General features: G+C 42.9%; 17 protein-coding genes and 1 pseudogene. 7 read left to right on the forward strand and 11 right to left on the reverse strand.

The window, feature by feature from the left end; genetic code table 11:
- Positions 1–8 precede the first annotated feature (8 nt).
- The 3 genes from ACLHG7_RS12245 to ACLHG7_RS12255 form a co-directional block, all read right to left on the reverse strand.
- Positions 9–1,358: an ATP-binding protein gene (locus ACLHG7_RS12245; RefSeq protein ID WP_410211292.1), complete on the reverse strand. Its 1,350-nt coding sequence runs from the start codon at positions 1,356–1,358 to the stop codon at positions 9–11.
- Between the two features lie 397 nt (positions 1,359–1,755).
- A complete protein-coding gene (gene hemE, locus ACLHG7_RS12250; protein WP_410211293.1) occupies positions 1,756–2,856 on the reverse strand; it encodes a uroporphyrinogen decarboxylase in 1,101 nt (366 codons plus the stop codon).
- 130 nt (positions 2,857–2,986) lie between these two features.
- Entirely contained in the window at positions 2,987–3,619 is a 633-nt protein-coding gene (locus ACLHG7_RS12255; protein ID WP_410211294.1) for a tRNA-(ms[2]io[6]A)-hydroxylase, read from the reverse strand.
- A gap of 341 nt (positions 3,620–3,960) precedes the next feature.
- Here ACLHG7_RS12255 and ACLHG7_RS12260 point away from each other — a divergent pair, with 341 nt between their 5' ends.
- Positions 3,961–5,247, forward strand: coding sequence for a cation:proton antiporter (locus ACLHG7_RS12260; protein ID WP_410211295.1), 1,287 nt, complete (start codon positions 3,961–3,963; stop codon positions 5,245–5,247).
- Between the two features lie 78 nt (positions 5,248–5,325).
- On the opposite strand, the gene ACLHG7_RS12265 is transcribed toward ACLHG7_RS12260, so the two are convergent.
- Entirely contained in the window at positions 5,326–5,751 is a 426-nt protein-coding gene (locus ACLHG7_RS12265; protein ID WP_410211296.1) for an organic hydroperoxide resistance protein, read from the reverse strand.
- A 169-nt stretch (positions 5,752–5,920) separates the two neighbouring features.
- On the opposite strand from ACLHG7_RS12265, the gene ACLHG7_RS12270 reads away from it, so the two are divergent.
- Positions 5,921–6,358 carry a PaaI family thioesterase gene (locus ACLHG7_RS12270; RefSeq protein ID WP_410211297.1) on the forward strand — a complete coding sequence of 146 codons (438 nt, stop codon included), beginning with the start codon at positions 5,921–5,923 and terminating at the stop codon, positions 6,356–6,358.
- 82 nt (positions 6,359–6,440) lie between these two features.
- A complete protein-coding gene (locus tag ACLHG7_RS12275) occupies positions 6,441–6,593 on the forward strand; it encodes a hypothetical protein (RefSeq protein ID WP_410211298.1) in 153 nt (50 codons plus the stop codon).
- Positions 6,594–6,609: 16 nt separating this feature from the next.
- Here ACLHG7_RS12275 and ACLHG7_RS12280 read toward each other — a convergent pair whose 3' ends face one another.
- A complete protein-coding gene (locus ACLHG7_RS12280) occupies positions 6,610–7,617 on the reverse strand; it encodes a type I glyceraldehyde-3-phosphate dehydrogenase (RefSeq protein ID WP_410211615.1) in 1,008 nt (335 codons plus the stop codon).
- Positions 7,618–7,805: 188 nt separating this feature from the next.
- Positions 7,806–9,830 (reverse strand): transketolase, encoded by a 2,025-nt coding sequence (gene tkt, locus ACLHG7_RS12285; RefSeq protein WP_410211299.1) that lies wholly within the window; start codon positions 9,828–9,830, stop codon positions 7,806–7,808.
- Positions 9,831–10,054: 224 nt separating this feature from the next.
- On the opposite strand from tkt, the gene metK reads away from it, so the two are divergent.
- Positions 10,055–11,215 carry a methionine adenosyltransferase gene (gene metK, locus ACLHG7_RS12290; RefSeq protein WP_410211300.1) on the forward strand — a complete coding sequence of 387 codons (1,161 nt, stop codon included), beginning with the start codon at positions 10,055–10,057 and terminating at the stop codon, positions 11,213–11,215.
- A 62-nt stretch (positions 11,216–11,277) separates the two neighbouring features.
- Here the strand turns inward: metK and ACLHG7_RS12295 are convergent, their stop codons facing one another.
- The 4 genes from ACLHG7_RS12295 to polA all read right to left on the reverse strand — a co-directional run bounded on the left by ACLHG7_RS12295 (position 11,278) and on the right by polA (position 19,283).
- Positions 11,278–13,290 carry a reprolysin-like metallopeptidase gene (locus ACLHG7_RS12295; protein WP_410211301.1) on the reverse strand — a complete coding sequence of 671 codons (2,013 nt, stop codon included), beginning with the start codon at positions 13,288–13,290 and terminating at the stop codon, positions 11,278–11,280.
- A gap of 157 nt (positions 13,291–13,447) precedes the next feature.
- A complete protein-coding gene (locus ACLHG7_RS12300; RefSeq protein WP_410211302.1) occupies positions 13,448–15,475 on the reverse strand; it encodes a reprolysin-like metallopeptidase in 2,028 nt (675 codons plus the stop codon).
- Positions 15,476–15,833: 358 nt separating this feature from the next.
- On the reverse strand, positions 15,834–16,382 hold the full coding sequence (locus ACLHG7_RS12305; RefSeq protein ID WP_410211303.1) for a YcxB family protein: 549 nt from the start codon (positions 16,380–16,382) through the stop codon (positions 15,834–15,836).
- A gap of 108 nt (positions 16,383–16,490) precedes the next feature.
- Positions 16,491–19,283: a DNA polymerase I gene (gene polA / locus ACLHG7_RS12310; protein ID WP_410211304.1), complete on the reverse strand. Its 2,793-nt coding sequence runs from the start codon at positions 19,281–19,283 to the stop codon at positions 16,491–16,493.
- Between the two features lie 185 nt (positions 19,284–19,468).
- Between polA and ACLHG7_RS12315 the strand changes: the two genes are divergently transcribed.
- Both ACLHG7_RS12315 and ACLHG7_RS12320 read left to right on the forward strand, forming a co-directional pair.
- Complete coding sequence (locus ACLHG7_RS12315) at positions 19,469–20,032, forward strand: NADPH-dependent FMN reductase (RefSeq protein WP_410211305.1); 564 nt, start codon at positions 19,469–19,471, stop codon at positions 20,030–20,032.
- Between the two features lie 30 nt (positions 20,033–20,062).
- Entirely contained in the window at positions 20,063–20,407 is a 345-nt protein-coding gene (locus tag ACLHG7_RS12320) for a low molecular weight protein tyrosine phosphatase family protein (protein WP_410211306.1), read from the forward strand.
- A 75-nt stretch (positions 20,408–20,482) separates the two neighbouring features.
- Here ACLHG7_RS12320 and icd read toward each other — a convergent pair whose 3' ends face one another.
- Positions 20,483–21,739: an NADP-dependent isocitrate dehydrogenase gene (gene icd / locus ACLHG7_RS12325; protein ID WP_410211307.1), complete on the reverse strand. Its 1,257-nt coding sequence runs from the start codon at positions 21,737–21,739 to the stop codon at positions 20,483–20,485.
- A 423-nt stretch (positions 21,740–22,162) separates the two neighbouring features.
- Between icd and ACLHG7_RS12330 the strand changes: the two are divergent.
- Positions 22,163–22,696 (forward strand): annotated as a pseudogene (locus tag ACLHG7_RS12330) (pseudouridine synthase); the annotation flags it as partial.
- Between the last annotated feature and the right edge of the window lie 8 nt (positions 22,697–22,704).

Raw genomic sequence — 22,704 nt, forward strand, 5'->3', positions numbered from 1 at the left:
TCAGGTCATTAGGCTTCGGCTAAAACGGCCTGGACAACTGGAGCCATTTTCTGTTTTCTCGGCAAAGTAATTCCGAACCGTGTGCCCCGTCCAACCTCTGATGCAACTCGAATACGACCGCCATGTTGTTCAATAATCTGATAGGAAATGGACAAACCTAGACCCGTCCCTTCTCCCACGGGTTTTGTGGTGTAGAACGGGTCAAAAATTTTGGCAAGTACTTCGGGCGGCATGCCTTTTCCCGTATCCTGTACAGAAATATAAACATTGCTCTCATCCGCCCAAGTCTTGATCAGAATTTTGCCTTTGCCGTTCATGGCTTGAGCCGCATTAGTCAAAAGGTTTAATAACACTTGATTAATTTGCGAAGGTGCACAAGAAATTTTAGGCAACTCACCGAATTGCTTAATCACTTGAATCCCATTTTTTAAAGTATTTTTAGCAATAAGCAGTGATGAATTCACACAATCATTGAGCGATACGCTATCAGTCATCGCCTGATCAAGGCGACTAAAGTTCTTAAGCCCTAAAACCAACTCATTAATCTGCTCTAAGCCATAATTAGTATCATTAAAGATAGCCAACATGTCCTCAAAAAGTAGCTCGGGTTGAACCACGCTTTGTAGGTCATCAAGCTCAGCTAACTTCTCAGCAATGGCAACATCATTGCCCTCTGGAGATAGGATCACGCTCACCAAATCTTGATGCATGCCATTCATTTGACGTAATTGTTCAATAAATTCTTGAACAATCTCAACATTATTTTTGACATAGCCCAGAGGCGTATTAATCTCATGCGCCACACCTGCAACCATTTGCCCGAGTGACGCCATTTTTTCAGACTGCACTAACTGGGCTTGGGAAGACTTTAATTCACGATAAGCATTTGAAAGTTCATGAGCATTCTGAGTCACTTGGCGTTCCATTGCGCCTAGAAGCGCAATCACGGAGCCCAGTCCGAGATACCGCCCCTGCTCCGTAATGACAAAATCTTCGGATAGCGGCTGCTGAATATTCGCAGAGATATAACTTGCCGCATCTGCAACAGGCATATGAACATCGACGGCCAAAAAGTTTTTTTGCATAAACTCAGCAATCGGCTTACGGCCAAATAACTCTCGACCAAAGTTTTTCATAAAAATATTATGCAGTTGGTAACGCGTAATGACCCCAACTGGAATGCCATCTTGTACGATAGGTGCGGAAAGAATCACTTGATAATCAGGCTGCATGAATTGCGCAGCCACATCATTCACGGTATCCGTTGGAGAAAATGAAGGAATATGCAAAGCAAGCGAGTATATATCCGCAGCATTATTTGACCCGGCTTTACCAGTATTGGTCATCATATTACTCATAAACGTGCTCTTCCATTTCCATGTTCTGGCTTCACATCCTTTCTTGCAACGACTGACTACACATGCATTGATGTTAGAGCGGTTACATATGTGTTCGAAATGAGTCTGCTTTGGCTATATCTTTTTCAGATTGAGTCAATCATCAATAAAATAATAACTGCGAAGACAAAACGTTTTGACTTACAGGGAGTAAGGCAAAATGAGGATATGAAAATTTCAAAATAAAATTTCAACGAGGATCATAAAACGCCAATATGACAATTTAGTTACAACTTGAGACTTTCGTATTAATTTTTAATAGTATTGTAAATTATTGATTTAAAAAAAACAAAAATGATAACCAGTGTACATATTAGCCCTCTTTTTGATTTAAAAAGAGGGCGCTTCAAAAGAAATTTTATTTAAAATAAATCGCGCTTAACTCATGAACAGCATCAACAAAGACACCTGCATGACTCGGATCAACCCATTGCGTAATCCCGTGACCTAAATTTGCAACATACCCCGTCCGCTCTTGATTGTCTGCATATGCATCAGCCAACATTGCAGCAACAGATTTGCGAATTTGTTCAGGGGAGCCATATAACGTATTTGGATCCAGATTACCTTGAAGTGCCACACGTGATGCAGCAATCTTGCGTGCGTCTGCCAGTGATGTTGTCCAATCTAAACCTAATGCATCGGCACCACTACCGATCATTTGCGGTATCCATTGCCCCCCGCCTTTGGTGAATACAATGACAGGAACAGGGCGTCCTTCATGCACTCGGATCAGGCCCGAGATGATCTTGGTCATGTAATTCAATGAAAATTCGACATACTCACGATGCGCAAGCGCTCCACCCCAACTGTCGAAAAGCTGCACAACCTGTGCACCAGCTAGAATCTGGGCATTTAAGTAGTCCGTGACTGCAACTGCAAGTTTTTCAAGCAAGGCATGTAGCAATTCCGGTGTGCGATATAACATTTCCTTGGTATGACGGAATTCGCGAGAGCCTCCTCCTTCCACCATATAGGTTGCAAGCGTCCAAGGGCTTCCTGAAAAACCAATCAATGGCACGCTACCGCCAAGGGCCGAACGAATCGTAGTGACCGCATCCATGACATACTGCAAGGAATCATTGGGATTAATTTTCGGTAATGCCGCAATATCAGCTTCGGTACGTACGGTCTTTTTAAACTTTGGCCCCTCGCCTTCTTCAAAATAGAGTCCAAGGCCCATGGCATCGGGTACCGTCAGAATATCACTAAATAAAATTGCAGCATCGAGGGCAAAACGACGCAAAGGCTGTAACGTCACCTCACAAGCCAGATCTGTGTTTTTGCATAATGAAAGAAAATCACCGGCTTGACTTCGAGTTGCCTTATATTCCGGTAGATAACGACCTGCTTGGCGCATCATCCATACCGGTGTTGTATCAACAGGTAGGCGTAATAGTGCGCGAATAAAACGATCATTTTTCAGCGCTGGCTTTTCGGCTGTGTTCACATCACTCATCATCACACTCTACTGTTATACGTTCAAAATTATTGGCCTATTATCGGACTCAAAAGGCGTGCCTAATCATAGCAAATCATTGATTCACATATTATGGTTAATCCGTAAAATGTGAATCGATCCATATGGATTAGCTTAAAAGAGGTACTCCACTATGAAATCGAATCTCGGTATCAGTTGATTCAATAAGCTCACGCTCAACCTCGCGAAACAGCACGATACGCTCATCAATCGAAATGCGCTCTGAATCTTCAACCAACGTTCGAGCCAAAGTCAGATAATCCTCAAAATGCCGAGACTCGGACTTTAATAGATAGCGATAGAATTTTGCCAGTCTCTCCTCGACGTAAGGTGCCAACGCTGCAAAACGCTCACATGAACGCGCTTCTACAAAAGCTCCGACAATCAAAACATCAACTAATGCGGCAGGCTCATGGGTACGAATATGTTTTCGTAGACCCAAAGCATATCGGCTAGCACTGACAGCCTCCCAGACCTGGCCATGCTGACGCATGATTTCTATCACTTGTTCATAGTGCAGCATTTCTTCACGGACCAGTTGTGCCAGCTTGACTTGCAACTCCGTATGAGCGCCGTAGCGAAACATCAGATTCATTGCCGTACCAGCCGCTTTTTTTTCACAATTTGCATGGTCTTGTAGCAATAGAGGGATATTCTGACAAGCAACATCTATCCATGCTTGCGGTGTACGACACGCAAGAAAATCATAAATAGGCTTTAATAAATCAACCTGAGAACTCATGCAACTTGCTCAATATCTATAAAGGACGCTATGGTAAAAAAAACTGGCCTCAATGTGGAGTCATTATTGAGATTTATTCATGGTGAATAACGATAATATCAACAAGTAACTAAGCTTAGCAGGTCGAACAAAATTAGAAATATCCAATAACTGATTGAGCATGATCAAAGTTATGTTCATTTTAACCATATGAAAATACTAAAAGCTTCACAGTTCGCGTATTATTCTTGATGCATCAATTAACTAGAATTAATTATTAGCTCATTATTGTCTGATCATGAAAAGAATCATTCATCGTATTGCAATAAGACAAGGCATTCACTTTATCAGGGAACTTACACATGAAAAAATTCTATCTCATATTCTATATTCTGCTGAGTGGATTGCTCGTGCCCTCGATCAGTTATGCCGCGGCAGATGCACATGGTGAACTAGGTGGAATTCTATTCTCCCTATTCTGTTTAGTCTTCTCCGCACAAGTACTCGGTTGGCTGGCTTCTCGATTAGGTCAACCCCGTGTGATTGGACAAGTATTAGCGGGTGTTCTTGTTGGCCCAAGCCTACTTGGGTTTGTGCACGTCAATCTCACCCTGCAAGCCTTAGCTGAATTTGGTGCGATCTTTTTGATGTTTGCAGTCGGTCTTGAAAATCGTTTGCGTGATCTGCTTGCCGTAGGCAAAGAAGCCGTGATCGTGGCGATTCTCGGCATTAGTTTGCCCATGCTTGGTGGCTATTGCTTCGGCTTCTTCCACGATTTATCGCAGATCCAAAGTATCTTCATCGGTACGGCTATGGTTGCAACCAGTGTAGGCATTACTGCTCAGGTCTTGAATGATCTTGGCGTGATTAACAGTAAGTATGCCCGAATTATCCTCGGTGCTGCGGTGATTGACGACATCTTAGGACTAGCAATTCTCGGTGTTGTATCGGGTATGGCTAGCGGTGAAGAGGTTTCAGCCATTGGCGTAGCAACCACGCTAGGCATTTCACTCGGATTCGTTTTTGCAGTTCTCCTGGTTGGTGTTCCACTGATTCGTCGTATTCAATCCCACCTAAATCCGCAAAAAATTTCCGGTGGATTTGGTCTTATTATTTCTCTGAGTTTAGGCTTTGCAGCATTATCGGGTGTCGTCGGATTAGCACCAATTATCGGTGCATTCCTAATCGGGATGGTACTTGCAGAAGTCAGTGACAATTATGATTTCCAAGATAAAGTCCATGCACTGGAGAGTTTTCTTGCACCCGTCTTCTTTGCCATGGTCGGTGTACAATTGCCACTCGCGCTCCTTGCCGATAGCGAAGTGCTTTGGAATGGCGCGGTTCTGACCATCATTGCCATCCTTGGCAAATGGCTGGGCGGACTCGCTATTGCACCTCAGCAAGGCTTTGAAGTTGCCAATAAAGTGGGTGTCGGTATGGTGCCTCGCGGTGAAGTCGGATTGATTGTGGTGGGTATTGGGCTCAGCACGCAATTGATTGATAATAAATTGTTTGCAGAGATCGTTGTGATGATTATTGCTACGACTGTCTTTGCACCAGTGGTATTACGAATGATCATTAAACCTGTGGTTGCTCCGCGTTTAAAAGAAGCGGATGCTCTGGGTACTTCCGATGGCAAAGGGATCTGATCACGCTTGATCTCCAAGACCAAACTCATAAAAAAGACACGCATGGGCGTGTCTTTTTTATTTGATCAGGCTCACTTCTTAGACGACATTAAGTGTCACATCAATATTGCCACGAGTGGCATTAGAATAAGGACAAACTTGATGGGCCTTTGCCACTAAGTCTTCTGCAACAGAGCGCTCCACACCAGGAATCGAAATATTAAGTGTCGCCTCTATGCTAAAAGCTTGCCCAACTGGACCAATACCGATATGACCTTCTATTGAGACATCTTGGGGTAGTTTTACTTTTTCACGTCCTGCAACCACTTTCAAAGCGCCAATAAAGCACGCGGAATATCCTGCGGCAAAGAGCTGCTCGGGGTTGGTACCCACAGCCCCATTTCCTCCCATTTCTTTTGGGATGGTCAACTTAAAATCAATCACACCATCATTTGAGCGTACGGTTCCATCACGACCACCGGTAGCAGTTGCAACCGCAGTATAGAGCGTTTTATCTAGAGACATGATGCGACTTCCTTTGATGAATAGTTAAACGAATTAAACGTCAATAACTCATATTCCATGCAAACTGTGCCATAGCATGTCATAGTTTTTGCGATTGCAATGCACTCGATAACACAATCATACTTAAGCCCAACGACAAAACACATTCGTAATTTGGAAGATGAACGCTATGGAAGAAAACAGACCTAATGATCGGGCTGCATATATTAATCAGCTGATTCTAGAGGGAATACCCGCATCGAGTGCCAGTGGCTTTCGAGTTGATCAAGTGGACTTGCCAACGGTAACCTGTGTCTTGCCCTTTCATGCAAAACAGATCCGTCCCGGAAATACGATTTCCGGTCCGACAATGATGATGCTTGCAGATGCGGCAATGTATGCATTGATTTTGGCTTTAGATGATACGCAGCGCATGTCCGTAACACAGGATTTGCATATTCACTTCTTGGCGCGCCCAGCTGCAGCCCAGGATTTACGAGCAATTGTCACCTTGGTGAAGCAAGGTCGGCGAACGGTAGTAATGCGGGTTGATATTTATAGTGTAGCCAATGAGAGTGAGAAAAAATTGGTTGCATTTGCAACGGGAACATATGCACTAGTAACTTAAGATTACGATACAGATGCGATATGAACGATGCCCAGCTGATATTATAAACAAGTCAACTGTGCAGAATTTTTAGGAGCCGTCGATGAATAAAAGTAGCACAGGCTTCAGCTTAGGTGTGGTGATCGCAGTTGCCTTATCATGGAGTGCGAATCACTCTATTCTATGGGCCATTATCCATGGTTTTTTAAGCTGGCTTTATATCATCTATTATTTTGTTATCTTAAAACATTATTAAAAGAAGAATATCGTCTCTACCCCATCACCCCGCACAAATCCAATAACCGATTTGCATAGCCCCACTCATTATCATACCAAGCCAACACTTTGGCCTGACGTCCTGCAACCATGGTCTGCAAACTATCCACTACCAGCGAAAACGACTGATGATTAAAATCACTCGAAACCAAAGGCTGATCGGTCACATCCATAATGCGTCGAAAATGACCCTGCGCCGCGTCGATTAACGTCTGATTGATTTGCTCAATCGTCGCGGGGCGTTCCATCACAAAAGAAAGATCTATCGCAGCTACATTTAATGTCGGTACTCGGATGGAATAGCCTTCGATACGGTGTTCCATATGCGGTAAGACACGCTTTAAAGCGCCGAGTGCACTAGATGTCGTAGGAATGATATTTTGTGCGGATGCGCGCGCACGACGGGGATCACGATGTGCATGATCGAGTACCGACTGATCCGCCGTCATGGCGTGAATTTCAGTCATCAAGGCAGACTCAATTCCAAAAGCATCATCCAATATCTTAACCAAAGGAACGAGAGCCTGCGTGGTACACGACACACTCGAAATTACTTTATCTGAAGGCTTTAGCAGCGTCTCATTGATCCCAAATACAATGGCAGCATCTACCGTATCAAAAGGCGCCGCACTGATAATCACGCGCTTAGCACCGGCAGATAAATGCCTTGATGCATCAATTCTGGACCGGAAGTGACCACTACATTCGAGAACTAAATCAATCTCCAAATCAGCCCAAGGTAACAATGAAGGATCGGCTTGCTGTAATAGTTGAATCCGCCGACTTTGCAGTGTACCTGCCACAATCAGTTCAGAGCCTTCTAGCCCAACTGTGCCATGAAACCGTCCATGCGCACTGTCAAAACGCAATAGATGCGCCAAGATATCAAATGACGCAATGTCATTGATGGCAACAATTTCAATATCAGGAATACAGTTATTTTCAAACCATGCCCGCAGGACATTGCGACCGATCCGACCAAAGCCATTAATTGCGACGCGCAAAGGTCTTGGAGTAATTTGATCTAAAGCGGGATTCAAGTTTAATTCCTTTAAGATGCCAAAATATTGAGATACAAATAAAAAAAAGAGATCAGGAAGCGCAATAAATGTTAACTGCCTTCCCTACTCTCATTTATATTGTCTGTATTCATCAATCTAAAGCCTAATAAAAATTAGGCTAAATTAAACGACTAGCCCACCAACTCATTAACAGCATCAACAACGGCTTGAGTGGTGATGCTAAAATACTCGTATAATTTTCCAGCAGGTGCAGACTCACCGAATGCGCGCATACCAATCACACGACCATCTAGCCCTACAAACTTCCACCAGTAGTCCACATGTGCAGCCTCAACCGCAACACGAGCGCGAACTGCACTTGGTAATACCGACTCGCGGTATTCTGCAGATTGCTCAATGAAGACTTCACATGATGGCATAGATACGACACGTACGCCGTCAAGCTGGGCATAAGCCTCCATAGCCAAAGCAATCTCAGAACCAGTTGCAATGATAATCGCCTTAAGAGCCCCCTTCTCTGCAGCGAGCACATAACCACCTTTAGCGACATCGACCAATTGAGCAGCTGATCGAGTTTGAAACGGTAGATTTTGACGTGAGAAAATCAGTGCAGTTGGACCATCTTGACGCTGCAGTGCCAGTTTCCAAGCAACCGCTGACTCAACAGTATCAGCAGGACGCCAGAGATGCAGATTTGGTGTACCACGCAAAGATGCAATTTGTTCAATGGGTTGATGGGTTGGACCATCTTCACCCAAGCCAATCGAATCATGCGTATAAACATGAATAACACGTTGTTTCATCAGTGCCGACATACGGACAGCATTGCGTGCATATTCCATAAAAATCAGGAAAGTTGCAACATACGGAATAAATCCACCATGCAGTGCAATGCCGTTAGCCATAGCGGTCATACCAAACTCGCGGACACCGTAATGGATGTAATTCCCTGCTGGATTATCTTGGATACCTTCACAACCTTTCCAGATCGTAAAGTTTGAACCTGCCAAATCAGCCGAACCACCCAATAACTCAGGCAAGATTGGACCCAAAGCACTGAGTGTATTTAAACTTGCCTTACGGCTTGCAATGGTTTCAGCTTTTTCATTGCACTCTGCGATAAATGCATTTGCTTTTTTTTCAAAATCAGCGGGTAAAGTACCACTTAAACGGCGCTTTAACTCTGCAGCAAGTTCAGGATAACGTGATTGATAAATATCAAACACAGAATCCCAATGCTGCTCAAGTGCAGCACCTTTAGCCTTGCCATCCCATGCTTCATAGATTTCATCACTGATCACAAAAGCATCATCGGTCCAGCCGAGCTCTTCACGGGCCAGTAAAATTTCAGCAGCACCCAATGGCGCACCATGAGACTCTTCTTTACCTTGTTTATTGGGTGAGCCTAAGCCAATGATCGTTTTACAAATGATCAATGATGGTTTAGCGCTCTCGGCCTGCGAAGCAAGTGTTGCTTCACGAATTGCATGCGCATCGTGACCATCAACCTTGATGACATGCCAGCCATATGACTCAAAACGTTTTTGAGTATCATCGCTAAACCAGCCTTCAACTTCACCATCAATAGAAATGCCATTATCGTCGTAGAATGCGATCAGCTTGCCTAACTGCAACGTACCTGCCAGTGAGCAAACTTCATGTGAGATGCCTTCCATCAAACAACCATCGCCCAAGAAACAATAAGTGAAGTGATCAACAACAGCCAAACCATCGCGATTAAATTGTGCCGCTAAGGTTTTCTCTGCTACAGCAAATCCCACTGCATTCGCAATGCCTTGACCTAATGGGCCAGTGGTGGTCTCAACCCCAACGGTATAACCGTACTCAGGGTGACCTGGCGTCTTACTATGTAGCTGACGGAATTGTTTGATATCTTCTATGGATACGTCATAGCCAGTCAAATGCAACAGCGCATATTGCAGCATCGAGCCATGACCATTTGATAAAACGAAACGATCACGGTTCACCCAATTTGGATTACTGGGGTTATGACGTAAAATCTGCCGCCAAAGTACCTCAGCAATATCTGCCATGCCCATGGGTGCTCCTGGGTGACCTGAATTAGCCTTTTGAACCGCATCCATAGCAAGTGCACGAATAGCATTTGCAAGTGGGCGTTGATTCAAAGGTGGGTTAAAAACTGGCTGACTATGAGCGTGGGCTGGTTGATTCATAACAAACACCTAGGGGGCAGATCGTTGCGCAAAAATATGATGGGCTATTGTCGTTGAATTGGCATAGTGGGTAAAGCATTCTTGATAAAGAAACACATTTAGTATGAGTGTACATGTGATATTGGTCGTTTGTAGTGCGTTTTTACATGATCAATGCTAGTCGCTCGTAAAAAATCGCGTTATCATGGCTCCGATAATACTTTTGATAAGCAAGTGGTTTTTACATGCGTGAATACTCTGTTTTTACTTCTGAATCGGTCAGTGAAGGCCACCCAGATAAAATGGCTGACCAAATCAGCGATGCTATCCTTGATGCAATTTTAGCCCAAGATAAACATGCACGTGTGGCCTGTGAAACATTGGTAAAAACCGGTGTTGTCGTTTTAGCTGGGGAAGTTACAACCACCGCCAACGTCGATTTTGAAAAAATTGCGCGTGATACCGTGAATAGTATCGGCTACAACCATTCAGACTTAGGTTTTGATGGTTCGACATGCGCCGTCCTGAACATTCTAGGCAAACAGTCGCCTGATATTGCACAGGGCGTTGATCGTCAAAAACCGGAAGACCAAGGTGCCGGCGACCAAGGACTCATGTTTGGCTATGCATCAAACGAAACAGACTCCCTGATGCCCGCTCCGATTTGCTTCGCACATCGACTGGTCGAAAAACAGGCTGAACTGCGCAAAAATGGAACCTTGCCGTGGTTAAGACCCGATGCAAAAAGTCAAGTGACCTTTCACTATGAAAATGGCGTGCCTAAATACGTTGATGCGATTGTACTGTCGACACAGCACGATCCTTCGATCTCTCAAACGGCATTAAAAGAGGCCGTTATGGAAGAGATTGTTAAATCAATTTTCCCTAGCGAAATGCTTCATGCCAAAACCCAATACCATATTAATCCGACAGGAATTTTTGTGATCGGTGGCCCTGTAGGCGATTGTGGATTGACTGGGCGTAAAATTATCGTGGATACTTACGGTGGTATGTCGCGTCATGGCGGTGGTGCATTCTCTGGTAAAGATCCATCCAAAGTAGACCGCTCTGCAGCTTATGCTGGACGTTATGTTGCGAAAAATATCGTTGCCGCTGGACTTGCTGATAAATGCGAAATCCAAGTGAGCTATGCCATTGGTGTTGCAGAACCCACTTCCATTTCAATCAATACTTTTGGAACGGGAAAGGTCAGCGATGAGATCATCATCGCCCTAGTTCGTGAACATTTTGATCTGCGTCCATACGGTATCAGTCGTATGCTTGATTTGCTTCACCCAATTTATCAAGAAACAGCTAGCTATGGTCACTTTGGTCGTGAAGCCAATGGTTTACACTTCAGTTGGGAACGTACTGATAAAGCTGCAGAACTAAAAGCCGCTTTATGAGTAAATTAACTTAAATTTTAAAAATACCCCTTATTTCAAGGGGTATTTTTATATTAATTCTATTACTTCAATAGTCCTGTTTTCGAGCTCCATTTCGGACCTGAAGAGTAAATCACAAATTTACCATCATCTTGCAAACGTGCACTCGCGCTCTTCAAACCACTCGTTTTCGTGCTCCAAAGGGCTTTGTTAGCTATGCTGTAAACCACAAAGTTGCCATCAGCCTGCATTACCGCACGGTTGCCATTGCCAGTAGTCCCAGCACTAAAGACAATTCCGATATCACTCACGCGAGTGACTATGAGATTTCCACTCGGCAACATTCTGATTTTATATTTACCATTGCCTGACAAACCACTCTGACCTGACGCCAGTGTCTGTCCAGCGGATAGGATATAAGGCCCCTTATCACTACTTCCTGCCAGTGGATCGGAATAACTACTGCTAAATGGTATTTGGACCGCGTATAAGACCACGTTTCCATCATCTTGCATTCTTAAAGATGCAGATGTCGATGCTGTACCAGTAGACCACTTTAAGACATCGCCACGATCATAAATCACAAAATTGCCATCAGTTTGCAATACTGCACGAATATTAGTTACAGGAACCGCCGGATCTATCGGTGTAGTCGCAGAACTCCATAACTGTTGATTAAGATTATTTATGACGACAAGGTTTCCGTTTGCATTCACAGTTAACTTATAGAGACCATTAGGCGATGTCACTGTGTCTGATGGACAAAGTGTCGTTCCTGAATTAACAATAAAAGATAGATTCTGCTTGGCCACGTTAAAGCAGTTCCAATTTTTATGCACACGTAACCCAGCAAGAACGGCTGCGTTGTCGTTCAAAATTTTGGCGTTATTTTCCTGAGCGACAGTGCCAATTGGAATATCTTTTTTTACACCATCAATCGTTGCTGGATGCGTGATATCTGGGTTTGAATAATAAGGAATCTTTGGGCATACCCCCGAAGTACATGCATAAGACATTACCGTACGCCAATTCCCCGGAACTAATAAGCCATGAGCAATACCTGTTGCAGAATTATTGGCAATATCATGACCAGCACCGTAAATATGTCCTGTCTCATGAGCAAAGGTATGGTTCGATATTGAGCAGCCATCATCCACTACACCAAATGCATAGGCGGTGTTCTTAACACCGACATAAGCGATTCCACATAGATTTGATCCTGGCTTACTCGTGATCAAAACCGTAATATCGGTACCCGTTTGACTCAGCCTGGCATGAATGTTATCCAGACTACCGTCAGTAGTACCTCTAAGATCATTCAGGCTCTGGCCGAGATCCGTTGTACCCACATAGTTAACAAAAACTGTATCAACCAAACGCATTTGTGCATTAATAGCACTATTTACATAATGTTGATTTGCATCGTCAATCATCAGCTGAAAATGAGCCATTAATGCAGCATCATCCGCGTAGCGTGCCTTAACTTCTGGCGTATAGACTAAAGTCGCATCAATTGTTGGTATAGCATCTTGTGCTATAGCTGGCTTGCTCTGTTTTGATGTAATGGTCCCTAAGTCAAAAGATTGACTTGGAGTCGGGGCATTTTTTTGGTTTAGTGTTTTATCCGGTCTAACCGTGTCTGGCCCATCTGGAAATTTTGACTGATCAATCTCAGTAATCACTTGTAAATTTTTGCCCAGTGACTGAACACGATAGACGTTCACACCTTGGTGGATAATGCCTTCTACAGCATCACCATTTACACTAAGAATGGTACTTCCATCTTTCGTGTTAGCAAACCAAGAATAATTGGTTTTAGAACGCTTAACCATCGTATGGGTTGTTGTCGGTAACACGTCCGCTTGGGTTGGATTTACATCAACACTTGCTTGATCTAATGTATTGATATTCAGTTTAACAAACTGATAGCTCATGATTCCTGGATCTTTTAGAACTTTACTCAGCTGTACACTTTGACTCGGTAACAGTAATGCATCTGCATTATTTGAAAATGCTGGTGAAAATAATGGTGCGGCATAACTCGCAGTAACAAAGCAACATGCGAACGCGGTCAGTAGAGCATTAATCTTTCTCATCCTTGAGCAACTCCATTTAAGCCTAAAAAATATTGATGATTATTTTTGCGTTTAATCATTTGTTGAAATAAACCTTTTTAACAACTCGATTACAAAATCGATATTCTAAAAAAACACCCTTGAATTTAAGGGTGTTTTTTTAGCAAAGGCTAACACATTATTTCAATAAGCCCGTTTTTGAACTCCATTTCGGACCTGATGAGTAAATCACGAACTTACCATCATCTTGTAAACGTGCACTCGCCCCTTTTAGACCACTCGTTTTCGTGCTCCAAAGTGCTTTGTTCGCTGTGTTATAGATGACAAAGTTACCATCAGCCTGCATTACTGCTCGATTTCCATTTCCAGTTGTTCCTGCGCTAAATACAATGCCGATGTCACTCACGCGAGTAACTATCAGATTTCCGCTAGGCAGCATTCTGATTTTATATTTACCATTGCCAGACAAGCCACTCTGATTGGAAGCCAGCGTTTGTCCTGCGGACAAAATATAAGGTCCCTTAGCACTACTTCCTGCCAATGGATCTGAATAACTACTGCTAAATGGTATTTGCACCGCATATAAAACCACATTTCCATCATCTTGCATTCTTAGAGAGGCAGATGTAGATGTTGTACCAGTAGACCATTTGACGGTATCGCCACGATCATAGATAGCAAAATTACCCGTAGGCTCTAAAACAGCCCGAATTTCAGTTTTAGGTACAGCTGGGTCAATTGGAGTAGTCGCTGAAGACCATATCTGACTATTCAGACTATTGGTAACGGCTAGGTTGCCGTTTTCTAGAACTGATAGTTTATATTGCCCATTTGGTGAAGTGATGGTATCCAAGGGGCATAATGTTGTTCCTTGACTGATGAAAGACATCAGACTCTTTTTGGCAACATTAAAACAGTTCCAATTCTTATGCGCGCGCAGTCCCTGCAATACGCCTGCATTATCTGTTAAAACTTTAGCATTATTTTCTGTGGCAACAGTACCCATCGCAATACCAAGCGTAGTAGGTTTTGTTGCACCCATCGAATCAGTAGTAAGAATATTTGGATTAGACCAATATGGAATACGAGGGCAATAGGCAGAACATGCACTTGGATAAGCCATAACAGTGCGCCATTCATTCAAATAATGATAACCATGCGCATACGCAATTCCACCGGTACCAGAGTTTGCTACATCATGATTTGCTCCATATAAATGGCCAATTTCATGAGCAAAGGAATGATTGCCAATCGCACAGGAATCTTCTACAACACCAAATGCATAGGCTGTAGTATTCGCACCAACATATGCTAAACCACAAGAAGCAGGAACATCACTAGCCACCAAAAGAACCGTTATATCAGCTCCTGTTGTATTCAATCGTGCATGAATATCATCCATATTCCCATCAGTAGTACCGACCAAGTCATTGAGATCTTGATTTAAGTTACTTGATCCAGCGTAATTGACGGCCTGAGTATCAACCAAGCGCAATTGTGAATTGATAGCACTGTTCAAGTACGTCTGGTTTGCATCGTCAATTGCAAGCTGGACATGTGCTAAAACCCCAGCATCATCAGTATATAAAGCTTTTACTGAAGGGGTATAGGCAACAAGGACATCAATCACTGGATTGTCTGCTGCAACAGGAGGTACGACACCATCAGAAGAGGTTATTGGGATAGCAGATTTTGTTGCAGTATTCTTTGGATTTGCAACCTTGCCACTTGGTATCTTGATGCCTAATGGCTCATCACTTGGATATTTAGACTGATCAACTTCAACTAACGCCTGTAGGCCATTTCCTAAAGAACGTAGATGATAAACTTTCGATCTTTTATGAATAATTCCTTCTACCGCGTTACCATTAACACTAATAATGGTATTACCATCGCTTGTTTTTCCAAACCATGAATAATTGGTACTAGAACGCTTAATTATCGTCTGGCTGGTCGTCGCTGATATATCACTGGCGGCAACATTTACTCCAACATTTGGCTGAGTCAGGGCATTAAGATCAATTTTAACTAAGCTATAGCTTTTTACTGCGGGATCCTTCAACACAATAGCTAACTGCTTAGATTGGGAAGACTGAAGAAGAGCATCACTATTACTAGAAAAAGCAGGTGAAAAAAGCGGTGCCGCATATAGACTAGTCGTTATACTGCACAATAACGACGTTAAAATAAAAGTGGATTTTTTCATTCCTTATGCATCCCTAAAGTCTAATTTAGTATCAATGTTGTTATTACATTGATGACTTTAGTAACTTAGCATATTTTTATAAAATTTCCCAATATCAACGACCAAATCCACAAAAAAAATATTGTTTATTTTCAATAAAATAAATCAAAACAGAAGAAAATAATAACCTTTTTGAGATCAAGTAGGCATATTAAATTAGAAATTTAACTGATTAATATTTAGTAAATATAATAAAAATACGAACATATTTTTGTTTTATGTATAAATAATGCATAACACATCACATTTTATTACTCAATAAAAAATAATGCTACTGGACTAATTGCAGTAGCATTACTGGGGATATCAGATATTAGGGTTACTTCGCCTGCCCGACTACTTCTATCAAATGCTTACGCACGGTATCAAACGGAAATTTTTGAGCCGCTAAGCGTTTTGGCAAAATCTGGGCACTCGTTTGCCCCTTTTGACTTGCAGTGATAAAAATGAACTTATCCGTTTCCTGCCATTCCGTGACCTGCTTCCATTCAATAATTCCACGGCCTTCTTGCAAACCCATTTTTTGAATCATAATCAGCCCTTGAGGCTGCACACCAATTTTAATGCCTTTAATGTCTTGCACTGAATATTTTGCAATTTCACGTTTGACGTACCACGCCATGCCGTAAACACGTAAAAGTAGATACAGAGCAACACCCACTAATAGTATCCAAAAGAATACTGTGGAATAACCCCTTAAAAATCCAATTCCTGCGATTGCGGCAACGCAAATCGCAGCGAGAATAGCCCAGACTTTGGTACTAATCCGATTGTTCTTTTTCCAAGCTGCAAATTGAGCCTCACGTTGCTCAGCAGCAGTGATCTCATAGGGAATGGGTTGTAGCGTGTAAGCATAGGGTGACGACATAACGATAAAGCACCTAAAATTTAAAATAACTAAAAAACTCAAACCATCATAGCTTTAAAATCAAATGACCGATTTATCCTTCTTAGGATAAATCGGTAGTCAAACGATTTAATGTGCAACGCCCCAATTAATGCCACGTCCAACTTCAATTTCAAGTGGCACATCAATGTCGGCTCGTCCTTGTAAGACTGTAGGCATCAACTTTTTCAACAATGCGGTGACTTCGTCCGCTTTGTCCTCATCCACTTCGAAGACCAATTCATCATGCACTTGCAGTAGCATTTTAGCATATTGTTTAGGTAAAGCTTGGTCTACCGAAATCATTGCGAGCTTAATAATATCTGCTGCTGAACCTTGCAAAGGCGCATTAATTGCAGCACGTTCTGCAGCCTGACGGACCATCGCATTTCCTGCGCGAATATTCTCCATATACAAGCGGCGACCTAAAACCGTTTCAACATATCCCTGCTCGGCTGCAAGCGTACGCGTATTCTCCATATAGTCGTGCACACTTGGGTAGCGAGAAAAATAAAGCGTGATGTATTCCTGAGCCTCTGCGCGAGATAGATTCAATTGCTTAGCCAAACCAAATGCTGACATGCCATATAAAAGCCCGAAATTAATAGCTTTTGCTTGACGACGTTGATCTGAAGTGACATCAGCAAGATCAATACCCATCACCTCAGCAGCTGTTGCCTGATGGATGTCACGCCCTTCGCGGAAGGCTGTCAGCAATGCAGCATCTTGTGAAAAATGTGCCATTAAACGCAACTCAATTTGTGAGTAATCGGCCGCTAAAATAATCCGACCCGGAGGCGCAATAAAAGCCTGACGAATCTGACGCCCAACCTCGCCTCGAATCGGAATATTCTGTAAGTTAGGATCTGTAGACGATAAACGCCCTGTCGCAGCAATTGCTTGGTGATAACTGGTATGCACACGATGTGACACAGGATCACTTTGTGCAATTAAGCTATCAGTATAGGTGCTCTTCAGCTTAGACAGTGAACGATACTCCAAAATCGTCGCAATCATCGGATGATCAATTTTTTCTAGAATGGCCTCACCCGTTGCATATTGCCCGCTAGCAGTTTTTTTGCCGCCAGCGATACCTAGCTTATCAAATAAGATTTCGCCGAGTTGCTTTGGAGATGACACATTAAATGGCTGCCCAGCGATCTCTATTGCTTGAGCTTCAAGACCATGGATTTGCTCACCGAAACGCTGTCCCAATTCCGCCAAGAAACCAATATCTAAACGAATGCCATTGTTTTCCATTTCATACAGTACTTGTGCAGTAGGCATTTCCACATCAAGTAGCAAACGCTCTAGTTTTGGAACCTTTGCCAGTTCTTTAGAGAAATGCTCATAGAGTCGCCAAGTGATATCAGCATCTTCTGCCGCATAGGGGGTCGCCCGCTCCAATTCAATTTGATTAAAAGTGAGCTGCTTTACGCCCTTACCCGCAATCTCTTCAAATGTCGTTGTTTTATAATCCAAATAATATTGTGCTAAGTCATCCATGCCATGGCGTGTTGCCGTAGGATTTAAGACATAGGATGCCAGCATGGTGTCAAAGGCCCAGCCTTGTAAGCTAATCCCATGATTGTTGAATAGATGGGCATCATATTTCATATGTTGACCAATTTTGCCAATCGCTGGATTCTCCAAAATTGGCTTTAGCATTTCCAGCACAAAGGTTGCATCCAATTGCTCTGGTGCCCCCATATAATCGTGCCCAATGGGAATGTAATATGCCTCCCCTGCTTTCATCGCTAATGAGATCCCTACAATTCGAGCAAGGCGATAATCTAGACTCGTCGTTTCGGTATCAACTGCAAAACGAGGTGTGACCTTTAGACGCTCAACCAAAGCCAAAAACTCGGTTTGATCCAAAACAGTATGGTATTTCACTTCAGTAATAGGGGCACCAGCTTCCAATCCAACCGTTAATTCAACATTTAAAACTTGAGGAACACTCTCTCTGTCTTTAGTTTGAGATTGCGCTGGAGATTCATTACGCGGAATAGTGTCTGGTTGATTATCAGGATTATTGGGGTGCTCTAACGATTGTAATAAAGCTCTGAACTCAAGCTCGGCATAAAGCTTCTTCAGTGCTGGCACATCAGGTTTACCCAGTTTTAATTCATGCCAATCTAAAGCCAAAGGTAAATCACAGACGATACTGGCCAGTTGATGATTCAAGGGAATTTTATCAGCGTTCTCACGAATGCTTTCACCAACTTTACCTTTGATGAGGTGGGCATTTTCTAAGATACCACCTATCGTTTGATATTGATTTAAGAGTTTAGCCGCTGTGACTTTGCCTACACCGGGTACTCCTGCGATACCATCAGAGGCATCACCCATCAGTGTTAAATAGTCAATGATTTGGTCTGGACGTACCCCAAACTTTGCAATAACGCCATCATGGTCTAGCACCTGATCACGAAAACTGTCTTCTAACTTGATATGGTCATTGACCAACTGCGCCATATCTTTATCACCCGTGGAAATCAGCACATGATGGCCTTCAGTCACGGCACGTTTAGCCAACGTACCAATCAAATCATCAGCTTCAGCACCAGGTAGCAATAATAATGGAATCCCTAAACCTTTAATAATGGCATGTAAGTAAGGAATTTGGGTTGATAGCTCTGATGGCATTGCAGGTCGATGGGCTTTGTACTCTGGGGAGAGCTGATGACGAAATGTCGGTTCTGGCGTATCAAATACCACAGCCATATGGGTCGGTTGCATACGGCGCATCAATTTCTGTAGCGCAGACAAAGCCCCTTTAATTGCATTGGTTGTTTGACCTTGCGACGTTGTTAGCGGCGGTAAGGCATGAAATGCACGGAATAAATAATATGAGCCATCGACTAAAATAAACGGGGGCATTGGGCTCTCCAGATGCGATGTCTTTATAAGATAAAAATAAATGACAGGATAAATTTGAATGAATGGATTTTAAAGTAGAAATCAAAATACTGCTGTTGTTTATTGCGGTTTCTTCTTGAATTGGTGTAATAAGTGGTTAGACTCAATGCAGTTTTAGGTGATTAAAATAATTTTAGGAGAATTTGATGACTACACGTCTTCTCGCTTTTTCGGGTAGCACCCGTCACGGCTCATTAAACAGCCAAGTGCTACAGACTGCAATTGCAGGTGCGGAATCCGTTGCAGGATGTACGGTGACGCTCATTAATTTGAACGACTACCCTATGCCGCTCTATAACGGAGATGATGAACAGGCCCACGGTATGCCGGAGACCACCCAAAAACTACTGCGCTTATTTGAGGAGCACGACGGCTTACTGCTTGCATCACCAGAATATAATGGTTTCTTTACCCCTTTAATCAAAAATACCTTTGACTGGATGACACGTAATGAGCCCGATGGTCGAAATGGTATGCGCGTCTTTAAACGCTATCCTGTTGCATTGCTTTCTTCAAGTCCGGGTATTGTCGGCGGTCTTCGCAGTTTAATGATGGTCCGTATGTATCTCAGTAACCTAAACTTTCTTGTTTTGCCTGAACAAGTGGCTGTAACTGGGCAAAAAGTGCATGAAGGCAAAATTACGGATGAGCGCTTGGAACAGCAAGTTTTTGCACTAGGTGCAGGACTCGCTGAGTGGGTTCAAAATTAGTCTCAAAGATTGATTGATAGAGGTATCTATTTGCCAAGTTTAGCCCGAAAAAATATTCTTTTTGTTTGCAGTCGAAATCAATGGCGGAGTCCAACCGCTGAGCAAATCTGGCGTAACCATCCGAATTACTCAGTACGTTCGGGTGGCACAAGTCGCAGTGCAAGATACATCGTCTCAATGAGAGATATCCAATGGGCCGATATGATATTGGTCATGGAGGAAACACATAAAGTAAGGCTTACTGCATCTTATCGTACGGCATTAAACAATAAAAAAGTTTATGTCCTCGATATCCCTGATGAATATCTATTCATGGATTCGGAATTAATTAAACTGCTCAAACAATCTGTCAACGATATTCTAGAATCATCATAGATAAAAATCTTTGTACGATTCACGTAATAAAAAAACCAGCTTTCGCTGGTTTTTTTCATTCAGGTCACTGAAAAATCAGTCATCCATATGCGCAATTATAGCCTCACCAAACTCAGAACTACGCATCAACGTCGCACCAGGCATTAAACGTTCAAAATCGTAGGTTACAGTCTTTGCAGCAATGGCATTTGAAATCCCTTTGATGACTAAGTCAGCAGCTTCAGTCCACCCCATATCACGTAACATCATTTCAGCAGAAAGGATGATTGAACCAGGGTTAACTTTATCTTGACCCGCATATTTTGGTGCTGTACCATGAGTTGCCTCATAAACAGCTATCGCACCGCCGATGTTTGCACCCGGTGCAATACCGATGCCACCGACTTCAGCAGCCAAGGCATCAGAAATATAATCACCATTCAGATTCAAAGTCGCAATGACTGAATATTCTGCTGGACGCATCAAGATTTGTTGCAAGAACGCATCAGCAATGACATCTTTAATGATGATCTCTTTGCCAGTTTTTGGATTTATGATCTTCATCCAAGGTCCGCCATCAATCAGCTCTCCACCAAAGCGTTCAGCAGCGAGTTCATATCCCCACTCTTTGAATGCACCTTCGGTGTATTTCATGATGTTACCTTTGTGAACCAATGTCACACTCGGCTTATCATTATCAATAGCAAATTGAATGGCTTTACGAACGAGACGTTGTGTCCCCTCTTTCGATACAGGCTTAACCCCGATACCACAGTTCTCATCAAAACGGATTTTAGTGACGCCCATTTCTTCTTTTAAAAATTTGATCACCTTGATTGCGTCAGCTGAACCGGCTTTCCACTCAATACCGGCATAGATATCTTCAGAGTTTTCACGGAAGATCACCATATCGGTTAATTCAGGATGTTGTACTGGACTTGGAACCCCTTCAAACCAACGGACTGGACGTACGCAAACATACAAATCAAGTTCCTGACGCATTGCAACGTTCAACGAACGCATGCCACCACCAACTGGCGTAGTCAAAGGACCCTTGATTGAAATGATAAATTCACGAAGTGCTTCAAACGTCTCTTCTGGCATGTAGGTGCCGTATACTTTATTGGCTTTTTCGCCACAATAGACTTCCATCCACACAATCGCACGTTTGCCGCTATAGGCTTTCTGTACTGCCGCATCAACGACTTTAATCATAACTGGAGTGATATCGACACCAATACCATCACCTTCAATGAAAGGGATAATCGGATGATTGGGGACATTCAGGGATAGGTCGGCGTTTACGGTGATTTTGTCACCATCAGTTGGAACCACGATCTTCTGATAACCCATTATATAGGTGCTCCCTTTTTCAGATACAAACTTAGATTTATAACCATAGTACAGATATTTCAATGTCTACGACCACGGTAAAAACAACTACAACAAAAACCTTTTCTTAACGCTAAAACTTAATTTTTAAGTCATATTTTACGAGAACTCTTCGCGGTCAGCAGATTAAAACCACTGATCTTTAACCCTCTTTCCAACCACGAACTATGTTAAACAAAGTCAGGAGCATTCGGAATTTAGATAACAAATAGAGATATTTTCAAAGATGATAGTCACGATCCAATTTGGTCAGAAAAAATACTAATACAAGAATTTCGCACTAAATATCGCTAAACTATCTTCCAATTTACTTATTCTAAAATCGAACGATAGAAAAACCTCACTGTGCAATACCGCTAAAACCCAATAGCTGAAAATGATCCCATGCCTAAAATTGTGCTTTTTAACAAACCTTATGATGTTCTCACTCAGTTCCGCGCCGAAGGGGAACGCAAAACACTTGCCGATTTTATTCATGATCCCAGTCTACGTGTTGCTGGTCGTTTAGATCGGGACTCCGAAGGCTTATTGCTTTTAACCAATGATGGCGTGGTCAATGCAAGGCTGACACAGCCCAAACAAAAACAATTTAAAACTTATTGGGTACAAGTTGATGGTGACCCGACTGAAGAATCTCTTGCAACACTTAGGCACGGCGTTATGCTTAATGATGGTATGACTCTCCCCGCAAAAATCCAACGCATGGATACACCAACCATCTGGCCACGCACTCCTCCCGTACGTTTTCGGGCACACATTCCGACATCATGGCTTGAAATACAAATTTGTGAAGGCCGTAATCGTCAAGTAAGACGTATGACTGCGGCCGTTGGACACCCTACACTACGTCTGATTCGTGCACAAATTGGACCTTATCAACTTAATAATATTGCACCGGGTGAATGGCGAGTTGTCGACTATGTTGC

Source organism: Aquirhabdus sp. (assembly GCF_046462495.1).
In the GTDB taxonomy this organism is placed as follows: Bacteria; Pseudomonadota; Gammaproteobacteria; order Pseudomonadales; family Moraxellaceae; genus Aquirhabdus.